Raw genomic sequence first — 13,647 nt, forward strand, 5'->3', positions numbered from 1 at the left:
TCGCGCAGCGGTCGGGTCTCGCGGGGGACGGTGCCCGGACACCTCGGGCGTCCGGGCACCGCCGATGGAGCGGGTGGATCAGGCGGTGCACAGACCGCAGGTCGACTGCGTCTGGCAGGTGCCACAGGTGGTCCCGCCGCACGTCGCGCCGCAGGAACCGCACGGGGTCTCGCGGGCGGTGAAGCCGCCGCAGCAGCCGAGGGTCCAGAGGCCCTCGGTGCGCGCGCCGGCGATGTGCGCGAGGACGTCGTCGCCGAGCTCGACCACGCCGCACGGGTGCTCCGGCAGCGCCGCCAACTGCTCGGCGGAGAGGCTCGCCCGGTACTCGGGGTCCTTCCAGGCTTGCACGATGTTCATGAAGGGCTCTCCTCAGGGGATTGGGGATGCGCTGGCGAGAGGACACAGGTGTGGAGGACGGGCCGTGTCCTCCCGCCGGGGTGGATCGGTCAGCCGCAGCAGCCGGCGGTGAACGCCGCGCAGGTGCCGTTGCAGAAGGTGCCGTTGAAGGAGAAGCAGCCGGCGGCCCCGGTGACCACGGTGATCGTGGGAGTCGGGGTCCACGTGCCGCCGTCGGCCCCGTCGAGCTCCTGGTCGTTCAGCTCGACGATGCCGGCCGGGTTCGCCGGCAGGCCGGCACGCTCTTCGGCACTGAGAGACGCCCGGTAGACCGGGTCCTTCCACGCCCTGATGTAGTCCATGTACAACTCCGATCTATAGGTGAAGCGCGATACCTGGATGGGCCTCCACGGGCGGAACCGTAGGACCGCGCTATGGCAGATCGATGGCACCGCGATGGTCGGTCGGCGGTTGCAGCAGCAGCACCGACGGCACGCGTGCCGGATCGGCCCAGCGCAGGAGGGCGTAGCCGATACCGGCCAGGCCGCTCATCAGGCCCGGCGTCTCGACGCCCCGGGGCACGCCGCACCGCCAGTCGCGGTTCTCCACGTCGACCACGGCGGCGACGGCGATCTCCGCAGCCCGCCGGGCCGCGCTGTCGTCACCGAGGACCCGTGCCGCGGCCAGCGCCGCCTCGGCGTTGCCGAGATCCCCGTGACAGATCGAGTGGTTGTGCAGGAGGCTGCCGGGATCGAGGGTCGCCGTGAGCGCACGCCGCAGGTCCTCGCGCAGCGACCCGTCGTCGGTGGCGTAGCCGGACAGCTCGGCCCGTGCCAACGCGACGCCGGCCGCGCCGTGGCACCAGGCGACCATCGGAGCACCCTCGGGCGTGTCCGGTCGAAGGTCGCGCCAGTTGCCGGTCGCCTCGTCGTAGACGGTGCGTTCGTAGCGCAGCGCCGCGTCCACCGGATCGCGATGCTCGGGTGCCCCGTTGTGCCGGTCCCACCTGGCCAGCGCCGTCGCGATACCCGACGCGCCGTGGGAGAAGCCGGCCAGCGGTGCCTCGGTGTAGAGCGTGCCGCACCAGCCGACGCCGGGGCCGGCCGGTTGCGCGCCGTCGCGCAGGTGCCGGGCCAGCATTCGGGCACCGTCGAGCAGACCGGGGTCGCGGGTGACCCGGTGCAGCGACAGCAGGGCGAGCAGCCCGCCGGCACTGCCGCTGATGATGTCGTACTCGCGGGCGTCGGCCGCGTGCGCGACCATCGACGCGGCCAGCCCCGCGGCCGTGTCGACCAGGTCCGCGCGGTCCAGGACGGAGGCGAGGTGGCTCAGGGCGTACACCGAACCACCGAGGTGGTCGAAGCCGCCGACGCCGACGGCGGCCTCGGATGGGCCGGTGAGCCAACTCCGCGCCTCACGGAGCATCATCGTCGCCGAGCGGTCGGCGGCCTGCCGGTAGGCCGCGTCGCCGGTGACCTCGGCCAGCCGGGCGAGGAACAACGCGATGCCGCTGATGCCGTTGTAGAGGTCCATGGCGCTCGGTCCGAGCATCCACACCTTGTCGGCGATCAGGCTCAGGCCCAGCCAGGAGATCCGGTCGTCCTCGGTGAGCGCGATCGCCAGCAGGCGGTCGCCGATGACGCGCGCCGCGTCGACGAAGCGCTCGGGCACGATCTCCGACGGCCGGACCGTCGACGGCACGGTCGGTGGTGGGAGCAGCGCGACATTCGGCCGGTTCCGCGTACGCCACCGCGACGGATCACCCATGATCAACGCCGTGAGGGAGGCGTCGATGATCCAGCTCTGCTGGGCCAGGTGGTCCTCGGACATGCCCCGCAGGCGGTCGTGGACGGCCTCCAGCCCGGTGCGCCGCAGTGCGCCGGCCAACACGGTCCCGTCCCCACCGACGAGATCGGTCGACGACGGTGTGGTGACGAAGATCGGGACGTCACCGGCGTACATCTGGGTCAGTTCCGCCGCGATGAGGCGGTCCCGGTGCTCGCGCCCGTCGTGGCCCGCCCACAGGTTCTCGAAGTACCGGTCCCGGTCCAGCGCGTCGTGCAGCAGGTCCGGGTGCTGCGCCTCGGCGAGCAACCGGACGTACGACTCGGTGGCGCGCAGGACCACACGTACCTCGTCGTGCGCGAACGCGGCCAACGGGCCGGTCGGCGCCACCAGGTCGTCCCGGTGTTCCAGCAGGGTCCGGTAGAGCGTGCGGTATCCGTCGCCGATCTCGACCGCGAACTCCGTCACGTCCGGACGCCGCTCGGCGAGGGTGGGCAGGTTCCCCGAGCCGGGCATCGTCACCCGTCGCCGGTCCAGGCGCATCTCGTCGGTGCCGAAGCCGTCCCAGACGGTGACGGGTCGGGCGGTCAGTTGGCCACCCGCGCCGGACATCCCACTCATGTCGAACCGGTTGACCTGGTTGCCCTCGGCCCAGAGCACGGGCGAGGGCAGCAGCCCCACGGTGACGACCGACCTGCTCATCAACTCGACCGCGACGCTCTGCAGATAGCCCGCCTGATCGCCGACGGGTCGTTCCCACTGCCAGTTGTGCAGCATCGCCTCCAGGTCGATGAGCATCGGGTGCTCGCCGCAGGCGATGACGTTCTCCAGGTGGAAGTCGGTCGCGCCGAGAGCCTGGAGCAGGGCCAGCAGTGCGCCCTGCCGTCGGTAGAACCGGCCGAGGGCGTCGCGGTCCGCGCAGGGTCCGCTCTCGACGAACTCGGTCCAGCCGTACCCGCCCCGCTCGATCAGCCAGAAGGTACGCAGCGTGGGATGCGTACCGCGCTCGTTGAGCCAGGCCAGTAGATGTTGGAAGTGGCCGTCGACGGACAGCCGCCGGGGCTTGTACATCACCTTCGCGCCGGTCGCGAACCGGACGACCGCCACCGAGCGACCGCCCCGGTGGTTGTCGCCCGCACCGAAGCTCACGTCGGCCAGGTCGCCGAGCGAGTCCGGGCCGCCGCAGCGGTCGGCCAGTTCCGCGTAGTCGGCGACGACGCGCTCGGCGAACTCCAGGCGGCTGGCCTCCCAGTCGTCCACGGTCCGCACCAGGTCACGGGCGAGCACCGGGTGGTCGCGCAGGACGCCCAACGCGTGCCGCGGTTGCCGGAGCCGGTGCAGGAAGGTGTGGAAACGCTCGTGCGGGGTGTCGCCGGCCAGCTCACCCTGGATGCGCAGGACGTTGAGCTCCAACGCCATCGTCCGGGCCACCAGCATGTTGACGGTGTCCACCGGGCCGCCGCCCAGCCTGGTGATCAGCGCCTCGGCGGTCAGGTGCCGGTGGCTGCCGACCAGCTCGCGCACCCGTGCGGCCAGCCGTTCGAGCGCTTCGGCGATCAGCGGCGCGACGACGACCGCGAACCCGGTGGACTCGTCGGACCCGGCTGAGTGGTCGTGCCCGGCCGCCTCGTCGTGGCCGGCCGTGTGGTCGGGACCGGCCGTGTGGTCGGGACCGGCCGTGGCGTCCGGGTGTCGGCGCCAGGCGTCGACCAACCGGCGGGCGTAGTCCGGGGCCTCGTCGAACCGGGATCGGACCGTGTCCGGCCGCTCACCCAGGATCCGGACCAGCTCGCCCTCGTCGAGGCCGTGCTGCGCCAACCGCTGCGCGAACAGCTCCGGCCGTCTGCTGTGGACGGGCTCGTCCAACCACATCTTCAGCCGGATGCGGCCGAGATCCTCGTCGACGGCGCCCAGCGGCTCCGTGCCGGTCAGCCGCTCCCCGAGGGAGTGACCCAGAAACCATGCGGCATCCCCCGGCTGCACCGGGGCAGGGCCGTCGTCCATCTGCTTCCGCCTCACTGCGCGGCGTCGCCGCGCTCACGTGGTGGTGGCCGCCCGCGCGCGGGCATTTCCTTCCGCAGGGCCGCCGGGCATCGGGGGCAGGCCCAGGGCTCCGTGCAACATCGAGGTGTACGCGGCGACCAGCGCCGGGGTCGGTTCGACGCCCAACTCGGTGGCCAGACGGGTCCGGAACGCGCTGAAGACATCCATCGCCTCACCCTGCCGACCGGCCTGGTACAGGGCGGCCATCAGCATGATCGTCAGCCGTTCCCGCAGGGGGTACTCCGCCTGCAACGCGACCAGCGCGGGAATGGCCCGACGGCTGTCTCCGAGCCGCAGATGGAGTTCCAGCCGGTGTTCCAGGCAGACGACGCGGCGTTCGAGCAGGTGTTGGCGGCGACTCTGGGCGTACGGCCCGGTCAGGCCGGCCAACGGTTCGCCCGCCCAGTTCCGCTCGGCCTCGGCCAGCAGCTCGGCGGCGCCCGCGAGGTCCCCGGCCCGCTCGGCCGCCGCGGCCCGGTCGACCGCCTCGTCGAAGTCCGCCACGTCGGTACCGGCCGACCCGAGACGCAGCCGGTAGCCGATGCGCAGGCTGTCGATCGCCGGGCCGTCGTGGCCGACGCCTGCCGCCTGCAGGGTGCGCCGGAGCCGGTAGATGTACGGCGGGATCACCTTCGCGCCGGTCGGCGGGGTCTGTTCGCCCCAGACGCCCTGCAGGATCGTCGCCGGAGTGACCACCCGGTCCGCGTTGAACAGCAGGATCGCGAACACCGCCTGTTGCCGGACGGGACCGAGATCGAGCAACGTCCTGCCCACCTCGGCGTGCAGTGGGCCCAGGGCGAGGAACCGTACCCGCGTCACGGCATCGCACCGCCCGCACCAGGACTCGTCATCGAGGTCTCCTCCCTATCGGCGGCCGGGGCGACCGCGCACAGGCGACGAGGTACGGCACGTCCACCGACTTCGGCTCTGAAGCCGGGTCCGCCGCATTGATGGAGATCATCGCGTCCGGGGATGGTACGGCCCTCGGCGTACAACCCGTGTACATCGCGCGTACGAACGGTGTGCGAGGTGCGGCGACATGCGCAGACGCCGATGCCGGTGGGTCATCGGAATGACCCACCGGCATCGCGCCGATCGACGGGGAGGAGCCGAAACCTACTCGGGCAGCTCGGCTCCCGACTGTTCGCTGACCATGTACGTCGCGTACCAGTCGGGCCAGTTCTCGTCCCGCTGCCCGGTGCGCTCCTCATGCTCGCCGTGGGCGGCGGCCGCGCGCCGCAGCGCGCCGGCCAGGTCGCTCGCCGAGCCGAACGACGTCAGCCCGCCCTCGATGCGCCCGGGCAGCCTGGTCGTGATCTCCTGCATGAGCCAGGTGTTGCCGTCCGGGTCGCGGAAGGTGGCGCGCGAGACGTAGCTGCGCCGCTCCGGGTCCAGCCCGTCGACCGGCCCGTCCGGGGTGACGTGGAAGAGCCCGCCCACCTCGACACCGGCGGCGACCAGGGCGTTGCGGGTCGCTTCGAGGTCGGACACGACCAGGTACGCCATGGCCGAGCCGGGCGCCGCCGGGGTGAGCCCCGGGCCGAACTGTACGGAACATCCGGAGCCGTGCGGCGTCAACTGCACGATGCCGGGCGGTGTCTGGTCGAGCCGCCACCCGAGGCGTCGGTAGAACTCCTTCGCCCTGTCCACATCGGACACCGGGATGACGATCACCTCGACTTTGACGTCGACGTTCTCGATGCCGGCGTCCCCCTGGGCGCTCTTCGGGCTCATCGCGTTCCCCTCCCGGTCGCTGCTGCTGGCTGACTGGTCCTCGTGGCCCTGCGCACCCCGAACAGGGCGACCAGGGCGAGCAGGATGACGGCGACGGAGTACTCGTCGGCGGTCTGCGGCAGGCCACCGGCGTAGACCACGAGGAAGCCGGCGATCACCGTCGGGAGGCCGAACCCGACATAGCAGACGATGTAGAGCACGGACAGCACGCTGGCGCGTTCGTGCGCCTCCACCAGGGGCGTGATCGTCTTGAGGCTGCCCTGGAAGCCGCCGCCGAAGCCGATGCCGCCGAGCGCGAGGCCGACGAAGAATCCCGGGACGGACTCCGCCATGACCGACACCAACGTGACGACCATGCCCAGGACGAGGGCGACGATCCCGACCAGGATCACCGTCCGGGCGGCGGTGTTGCGCATCAGCAGGACGGCGACCGACCCGAAGACCGCGAAGACGAAGAGGACCAGACCGCCGACCACGATCGACGTGTTCATGAGGCTGCGCACCAGCGCCGGGCCGAGCGCCCCGAAGAAGCCGGCCAGCGCCCAGACCGCGAACAGCACCGGGACGACGACCAGCAACGGTTCGCGTACGGCGCGCGGCAGTTTGATCTCCGGTCGGAGGCTGCGTCGTGCGCCCGCCATCGGCGTGACCGTCTCCGGCATCAGCGCGATCCCGACGAGCTGGATCAGGAGGATCACCAGGAGGACGACGTACACGAGCCGCGTCGGCGCGGGCAGGAAGTCGATGAGCAACGCCGAGAGCAGGGCGCCGCTCCCGGTGCCGATGCCGGGCGCGATGGAGTTCGCGAGCGTGCCCCGGGCGCGGTCGATGTCGAGCATCCCGGCCCCGACGGCGCCGGTGGCGGCACCGGCCGCGAGACCTTGGAGCAGACGGGCGACGAGCAGTGTGGGTACGCCGTTGGCGAAGATGAAGACGACGAGCGAGAGCATCTGCACGGCGATCGCCACGGCCAGGACCGGGCGGCGACCCACGTGGTCCGACAGTTTGCCGAACGTCAGCAGCGACGCCAGCACGGCGAGCGCGTAGACGGCGAACACCACGGTGGTCGTGACCGGTGAGAAGTGCCAGCGCTCCTGGTAGGTGCCGTAGAGGGGCGTCGGGGCGGCCGAGGCGGCCAGGAACGACACGAGGATCGACGCCAACAGCAGCAGGGAGACCCTCGGCGAGAGTCGGGCCCTCCCGGCGATCGGCATGTCGATGCTCCTCGGGCTGCGCTGACGACGGTGGAACCCGGGGGTTCCGCTGGTGAGCGACGGCCGGTTACCCGATCTGCGCTGTCACATGCCGACGCGACGGGCTGCCCCTGTTCAGCCCTCGGTGTCGGGACCGGTGGCCGGGAGGGCCGTCACGCCATGGCCCAGTGCGCTCCGGAAGGCCCGGTACTGCTCGACGCCGAGCGTGTCGGAGAGTTGCCGCTCGATCTGGCCCACGATGCCGTCGCTGAGTTCGATGAATTCGCGGCCCCGGTCCGTCGGCACGATCAGCTTCGCCCGGCGGTCGGCGGGGTCGGGCGTACGCCGGACGTATCCCAGCCGCTCCAGCTCGTCGAGGATCGCGCCCATCGTCTGTTTGTTGCGTCCGGCCAGCCGGGCCAGTTCGCCGGGACGGGTGCCCTCGACGTCGAGGTAGGCGAGCACCGCCCCGTGCCGGGGCCGGACGTCGTCGAACCCGTGCTCCGCCGACCGCCGGAAGATCTCCCGCTGAACACGCGCGGAGAGCTGCACGGCCAGGATGCCGAGGTCCGGGTCCTGCTCCTTGAGTGTGCTGCGCTTCATAAAGTGGTCCAATCATTGGACTGTACAAGTTTTGGACTATAACGTGGCGGGCGTCGACCAGCGGCCAGCCCGACCGCGGTCCACCCCACCGGAGGACGACATGACCATTCTGATCACCGGAGCCAACGGCACCGTCTCGCGGGAGGTGCTGCGCGAACTCGCCGGCGAGCAGTCGGTGCGCGCCCTCGTGCGCGACCCCGCCCGCGCTCCCCGGCTCGACGGCGTCGACGTCGTCGTCGGCGACCTCGACCGCCCCCGCACGCTCACCCCGGCGTTCGAGGGCGTGACGACGCTCTGGCTGCTGACCCCGATGGGCCCGATGGCACCGAGCCAGAGCATGAACGCGGTGTGGGCCGCCCGGCAGGCCGGAGTGCGGCACATCGTCCGGCTCTCGGCGATCGGCGCCGCGCACGACGCGCCCACCCGCAACGGCCGTCTGCACGCGCTCTCCGACGCCGAGGTGCAGGAGTCCGGCATCGGCTGGACGATCCTGCGCCCGAGTCACTTCATGCAGAACCTGCTCGCCGCCAAGGTCGGTGAACACCTCTACGGGCTCTTCGGCGAGGCCAAGGTCGGCCTGATCGACGCCCGGGACATCGCCGCGGCCGGTGCGGCGATCCTCGCCGCGCCCGAGCGGCACGAGGGCAGGATCTACACGCCCACCGGTCCGGAGAGCATCACCCTCTACCAGGCCGCCGAGGACATCGCCCGCGCCACCCGCAAGCCGGTGCGGTACGTGCCGCAGAGCCCGGACGAGGCGCGCGACGGCCTGCTCCAGGCCGGCCTCGACGAGTGGTCGGCGGAGGTCCTCGCCGAGTACCGGGTGGCCTACGGCTCCGGCTGGGGCGACTTCACCAACGACCACGTCGAGCAGGTCGTCGGCCGGGCACCGCGAAGCTTCGCCGAGTTCGCCGATGACCACCGCGAGCACTTCGCCACCGTCTGACCGGCAGCGTTCGGGGAAGGGCCCGCCAGAGCCCTTCCCCGAACCCGGCTACCGCCGCACCGACGTCATCTCGGCCCGGCCGGCACGCGGCCGTCGCGCCGCCGCTCGTACGGGAGGGGGCCGACGTCCGACCGGCGACCGGGGCGCAACGCCGCGTGCCGCTGCCCGGGACCGGCGCCGTCGCGGGCGGCGAGCGCGTCCGCCACCGCTCCGGTGGCGAACGCGTAGATGGACTTGTGCAACACGTCGATGGCGAGTTCCCCGCGAGGCCAGGTCAGCGGCGGTGCCCCCACACCCGTGGCGTTCTCCAGGATCTGGTCGTTGGCCAGTCGCAGCGCCGTGAACACGCTGGACGCCCAGACGCCCCGCAGCCCGGCCTGGGCCATCACGCTGCGCAGCACGCCGACCACCGCTCCCTGGCCGTAGTGCATCGCCAGGTTCTGCCAGCGGGGCTGCTGCTGCCCGGAGGATTCCGGCAGACCGGCCAGCCGCGCCAGCACCTGGGCCGGCACGTACGAGTCGGGCCGGCCGGTCACCCGCTGCTCCACCTTCTCCGCGACGGTCATCACCGCCGCGCCGGCCAGACCCGCCGCCAACCCCTGCCACACCGCTCGTTTCAGCATGGTGAGGCCGTACCCCTCGGGCGAGCGCCCATACCCGGGCGCGTCATCCCGACGGCCTGGTTTGCGGCGGTCCGCGGCGGGTAGGGCCACCGACTGTCGCTGGTGGCAGTAGCTTGCACGTCATGGCCACGAGCGTCGAGGTGCGTCGAGACCTCGCCGACCTCGCCGACCCAGGTCGCGCCGAGGCGTCGAGGCGATACCTGCAGATGGTCCCCGGCGGCTACGGCGAGGGCGACCGGGCCATCGGCGTCACCGTGCCGGACCAGCGTCGGATCGCCGCCCGGTACTGGCGCGACCTCTCCCTGGAGGAGACGACCGACCTGCTGCACGGTGAGGTGCACGAGGAGCGGCTGACGTCGCTGCTCATCCTGGTCCGCAAGTTCGCCGAGGGCGACGAGCGGCAACGGGGCGAGATCTTCCGCCTCGTCCTGGCCAACACCGGCCGCCTCGACAACTGGGACCTGGTGGACTCGTCGGCGCCGTACATCGTCGGCCCCTGGCTCGCCGACAAGGAGCGCGACGTCCTGGATCGGCTGGCCGGGTCGAGCCTGGTGTGGGACCGGCGCATCGCCATCATGGCGAGCTTCGCCTTCATCCGGGCCGACGACTTCCACTGGACCTTCCACCTCAGCGACCGGCTCCTGAACGACCCGCACGACCTCGTCCGGAAGGCGGTGGGCTGGATGCTGCGCGAGGTGGGCAACCGGGACCGAGCGGCGGAGGAGGAGTTCCTGCTCCGCCGCTACCGCGTCATGCCCCGGGTGATGCTGCGGTACGCGATCGAGAAGTTCGAACCGCAGCGACGCCGGGACTACCTGTCCGGCGCGCTCTAGCCTGCCGGTGGGATCGGGAAGTTGCGGTTGAAGACGTTGTCCGGGTCGTAGGTGGCCTTGATGGCGCGCAGTCGACCCAGGGTGGGCTCGGGCCAGGCGTCCAACAGCCGCGCCGGGTCCGTGTCGGACTCGAAGCTGAGATACATGCCGTCGAGGTGCGGGTACAGCTCGGCCCACAGCTTGTCGAGCTGGGGCCTGCGGTCCTCGACAGTGGCGGCGAGCACCGAGAAGTTCTGGTCCCGGTGCGGGTAGGCGGTCGCGTCGCGGGGGACGTCGTTGACCGCGCCGCCGACGGACCGGAACTGCATGATCATCACATCACCGGAGTTGATCATGTGGGCCATGAGGTCGGCCGCCTCCGGGGTGATGTGGTGCGCCAGGCCGCTCCGGGTGTCCCGCAGCCCCTGACCTCGATGCTGGTTGCCGGGCGGGACGACGACCGCCGGGTACGGCACGAGCTGCGCCTGCTGATCGAGGATCGGGCCGATCTCCAGGAACGGGCTCAGGACGGACTGGGCCGCCTCGACGTCGTCACCGGCGTAGACCAGGGTGACCTGGGCCATCGGCGGGTCACCCCGGCGCCCCGGGAAGAGGGACAGGAAGCTCGTCAGCTCCCGCGGGGCGTCCTCGACGAGTCGACCCCACCGGCGGAGCAACTGCGCGGCGTCGCTCGCGTCGACGACGAGCTGGGCGAAGACGACTGTGTCGACCTCGTACGCCTCCAGTTCGAGGGCGGTGACCACGCCGACGTTGCCGCCCGCGCCCCGGACGGCCCAGAACAGGTCGGGGTGATGCTCGTCGTCCACGCGCAGCAGGCTGCCGTCCGCGGTGACGATCTCGGCGGCGACGACGTGGTCGATCGTCAGACCGTGCTTACGCGCCAGGTATCCGATGCCGGCGGTGGTGGCGAGACCACCGACGCCCACGTCGCCGTAGTCGCCCGAGCTCATCGCCAGGCCGTACGGAGCGAGTGCCTGGGCCACCTGCCCCCAGCGGGCACCCGGCTCCAACCGGATCCGACGGGTCGGCCGGTCGAGCACCTCCACCCGATTCATCCTGGACAGGTCGATGACGATCCCGTCGTCGTTCGTCGACCGGCCGCTGATGCCGTGCCCGCCACTGCGCACCGACAACGGGACGTCCTGGGTCCGCGCATAGGACACGGCGTCGGCGACCTCGGCGGCGCTCTCCGGTCGGATCACCAGCGCCGGCGCCCCCTTATAGCTGTAGCTGTGGCGGACACCCTCGTACTCCCGGTCGCCGGGCTCGACGGTCCGGGCGGCCAGCGATGCCGGCAGCGCCTCACGGTCCAGGCCCGGACGACGCTCGGACCGGACGGCGACAGCGCCGGTCCGCCCGGTGTCGGGCCCGTTCGACGTACGCTCCCTGGCGACCGCCTCGCGCAGCGCGGGGGCGATCTCCTGCCCGAGAGCCTGGATCAGTCGCGGGTCGTCGCGGCCGATCAGGAAGGTGCTGAAACCCTCCTCGAGGACCAGCGGGAGGAGTTGGTCGACCCACTGCTCCGGTGGCCCCTGAAGGAAGCCACGACTTCGCGACGACACGTCGACGGTGAACAGGTTGAGCAGCCGGCGGATCTGCCGTGGGTCGCGTCCCGCCGCGACCGCCGCCTCGTCGATGAGCCGGTTGGCGGTCACCCGGTCCGGGGACCGCAGGTACTCCAGCGTCGGCAGCCAGCCGTCCGCCTTCTGACCGGTCAAGGCGAGCATCTTCGGCTGGTACGCGCCGAGCCAGATGTCGATGTCGTGTGCCGGCACGGGGCCGCGCCGCATGCCGGGGATCGGGTAGTACCTCCCCTCGCGGCGCAGCGGCCCGGGTGCGGTGTCGTCCCACACCCCGCGCAGGACGTCGATCGCCTCGCGCAGCGCCTCGACGCCCTGCCCCGCCGTCAGCCGACGGGCGCCCATGCCCTCGACACCGTCCCAGAACGCGCCCGCGCCGAGCCCCAGCTCGAACCGGCCGTGGGACAACCGGTCCAGGCTCGCCGCGGCTCTGGCCAGGACGGCCGGCGGGCGCAGCGGGAGGCTGAGGACGTTCCCCGAGATCCGCAACCGCTGGGTACGGGCGGCGACCCAGCTCAGCAGGGTCCAGGTGTCCAGGTGGTCGGCGTTGTACGGGTGGTCCTGGAAGGTGGCGAGATCCAGGCCCGCCGCCTCGGTCAGCTCGGCGAGCGCCACCACGTGATCCGGGTCCTGGGCAGCGGGTGTCAGGAACGTCCCGAACTGGATTTCGTGACCGTAATCAGGCATCGCGTCAGCATCTCCGTGGTCATGTTGCCAGAATATGATCTGTTCAGCAGATCGTATGTCCCACAACGTAGTTGCCGACCCCCGCATTCCGGCCGCTTCGGAACGTCGTTTCGATCACCACCTCGCCTGTTAGCGTCCGGTGCATGTCCGCCACCGACCCGTGCGAACTGCCGGCCGACCGCAAGCGCGGTTCGACCTTCGGCTGGTCCCTGGGTGTGGTGCTACGCCGCTGGCACGAGTACGTCGAGGAGGTGCTGGACGACCTGCCGCACGGCAGCCGGGGCTACCACATCCTGGCCGTCGTCGTACACGAGGACGTGCCCACGCAGGGTGCCCTGGCGACCCGCCTGGCCATCGACCGCAGCGTCCTGACCTACGTGATCGACGACCTGGAGAACGCCGGTCTCATCGAACGGAGACTCGACCCCCAGGACCGGCGCGCCCGCCGGGTGGTGGCCACCGACCGGGGGCGTGCGGCACTCGCCGAGGCGGAGCGGCGGGTCGCGCACGCCGAGGACCACGTGCTGGGCGGGCTGCCCGAGGACCAACGCGACACCTTCCGCGACTTCGCCGCCCGCGCCGCCGACGCGATCCACGCCGCCGCGCCGGCGACGGACCCCTGCGTCGCGGTGCGCAGCGTCCTTCCGCCGACCGAGCACGGGGCCGGGTAGCTCGGGCCCCGGCGGTCCGCGTGCGGGGCCACGGGTTGACTGGCTCAGCATGCTGGAACCAGAAGCCCTCCTCCCCGTAGCCGCGAGGTCCAGCCATGCGAAAGCCAGTCAAGACCGCTGCCGTCCTGGTCGGACTCGGTGTCGGTGCGGCCGTCGGGCCGTCCCTCGGGACGGCCGCCCTGTGGTCCGGGATAGCGGTGGCCGTGCTCGGGATCGGCCTCTCCCTGGTCGGCGAGAGCGAGCCCGACCTGGTGGCCGACGGCATGGTGGACCGCGACGGGAAGGGCACGAGCGCGGACACCTCGGCCGAATCGCGGAGGCAGCTGTATGAACGACCCACCCTCACCGGCCTGGCCCCCCGGGTGGAACAGATCCTCAGACTCGCCGAGGAGCAGGCGAACGACCACCGCGCCGAAGCGACACGCGAGTGCGAGGAGATGGTGGCTGCCGCCCGCCAGGAGGCGGAGACCATCCTGAATCGAGCCCACGGCCAGGCCGCCGGGATCACCGGCACCGACCAGGGCCGGGATTCCGGCCCGGCCACCTGAGTCCCTCCCGCGAGGGAGGGCCCTCCCCTGTCGGCGGGAACCGACCGCAGCCCGACGCCGCGACG

Annotated in this window: 13 protein-coding genes; 4 read left to right on the forward strand and 9 right to left on the reverse strand. The window is 71.8% G+C overall.

The genetic code is table 11. From position 1 onward, the window contains the following. Positions 1 to 78: 78 nt before the first annotated feature. The 7 genes from O7616_RS24215 to O7616_RS24245 all read right to left on the reverse strand — a co-directional run bounded on the left by O7616_RS24215 (position 79) and on the right by O7616_RS24245 (position 7,694). Positions 79 to 357 carry a mersacidin/lichenicidin family type 2 lantibiotic gene (locus O7616_RS24215; protein ID WP_091399738.1) on the reverse strand — a complete coding sequence of 93 codons (279 nt, stop codon included), beginning with the start codon at positions 355 to 357 and terminating at the stop codon, positions 79 to 81. Positions 358 to 446: 89 nt separating this feature from the next. Further along, positions 447 to 698, reverse strand: a complete 252-nt coding sequence (locus tag O7616_RS24220) for a mersacidin/lichenicidin family type 2 lantibiotic (protein WP_282258654.1) — start codon at positions 696 to 698, stop codon at positions 447 to 449. A 70-nt stretch (positions 699 to 768) separates the two neighbouring features. Continuing rightward, positions 769 to 4,125: a type 2 lanthipeptide synthetase LanM family protein gene (locus tag O7616_RS24225; RefSeq protein WP_282304099.1), complete on the reverse strand. Its 3,357-nt coding sequence runs from the start codon at positions 4,123 to 4,125 to the stop codon at positions 769 to 771. 33 nt (positions 4,126 to 4,158) lie between these two features. Further along, on the reverse strand, positions 4,159 to 4,983 hold the full coding sequence (locus tag O7616_RS24230) for a BTAD domain-containing putative transcriptional regulator (RefSeq protein WP_282304100.1): 825 nt from the start codon (positions 4,981 to 4,983) through the stop codon (positions 4,159 to 4,161). Positions 4,984 to 5,280: 297 nt separating this feature from the next. Then, a complete protein-coding gene (locus tag O7616_RS24235) occupies positions 5,281 to 5,898 on the reverse strand; it encodes a VOC family protein (protein WP_282304101.1) in 618 nt (205 codons plus the stop codon). Continuing rightward, on the reverse strand, positions 5,895 to 7,112 hold the full coding sequence (locus O7616_RS24240) for an MFS transporter (protein ID WP_282304102.1): 1,218 nt from the start codon (positions 7,110 to 7,112) through the stop codon (positions 5,895 to 5,897). Before O7616_RS24240 ends, O7616_RS24235 begins: the two co-directional genes overlap by 4 nt. Positions 7,113 to 7,226: 114 nt before the next feature. Next, positions 7,227 to 7,694 carry a MarR family transcriptional regulator gene (locus tag O7616_RS24245; RefSeq protein ID WP_282304103.1) on the reverse strand — a complete coding sequence of 156 codons (468 nt, stop codon included), beginning with the start codon at positions 7,692 to 7,694 and terminating at the stop codon, positions 7,227 to 7,229. 100 nt (positions 7,695 to 7,794) lie between these two features. Here O7616_RS24245 and O7616_RS24250 point away from each other — a divergent pair, with 100 nt between their 5' ends. Next, a complete protein-coding gene (locus O7616_RS24250; RefSeq protein WP_282304104.1) occupies positions 7,795 to 8,640 on the forward strand; it encodes an NAD(P)H-binding protein in 846 nt (281 codons plus the stop codon). 65 nt (positions 8,641 to 8,705) lie between these two features. Here the strand turns inward: O7616_RS24250 and O7616_RS24255 are convergent, their stop codons facing one another. Further along, positions 8,706 to 9,263 carry a hypothetical protein gene (locus tag O7616_RS24255; RefSeq protein WP_282304105.1) on the reverse strand — a complete coding sequence of 186 codons (558 nt, stop codon included), beginning with the start codon at positions 9,261 to 9,263 and terminating at the stop codon, positions 8,706 to 8,708. 122 nt (positions 9,264 to 9,385) lie between these two features. On the opposite strand from O7616_RS24255, the gene O7616_RS24260 reads away from it, so the two are divergent. Next, a complete protein-coding gene (locus O7616_RS24260) occupies positions 9,386 to 10,096 on the forward strand; it encodes a DNA alkylation repair protein (protein ID WP_282304107.1) in 711 nt (236 codons plus the stop codon). Here O7616_RS24260 and O7616_RS24265 read toward each other — a convergent pair. Next, a complete protein-coding gene (locus tag O7616_RS24265; RefSeq protein WP_282304109.1) occupies positions 10,093 to 12,363 on the reverse strand; it encodes an LLM class flavin-dependent oxidoreductase in 2,271 nt (756 codons plus the stop codon). The two genes, O7616_RS24260 and O7616_RS24265, sit on opposite strands and share 4 nt — an antisense overlap. 143 nt (positions 12,364 to 12,506) lie before the next feature. Here O7616_RS24265 and O7616_RS24270 point away from each other — a divergent pair, with 143 nt between their 5' ends. Both O7616_RS24270 and O7616_RS24275 read left to right on the forward strand, forming a co-directional pair. Further along, entirely contained in the window at positions 12,507 to 13,034 is a 528-nt protein-coding gene (locus tag O7616_RS24270) for a MarR family transcriptional regulator (protein WP_282258644.1), read from the forward strand. Between the two features lie 95 nt (positions 13,035 to 13,129). Further along, a complete protein-coding gene (locus O7616_RS24275; protein ID WP_282304110.1) occupies positions 13,130 to 13,582 on the forward strand; it encodes a hypothetical protein in 453 nt (150 codons plus the stop codon). Positions 13,583 to 13,647 lie beyond the last annotated feature (65 nt).

This window comes from Micromonospora sp. WMMD964 (assembly GCF_029581455.1).
GTDB lineage: Bacteria > Actinomycetota > Actinomycetes > Mycobacteriales > Micromonosporaceae > Micromonospora.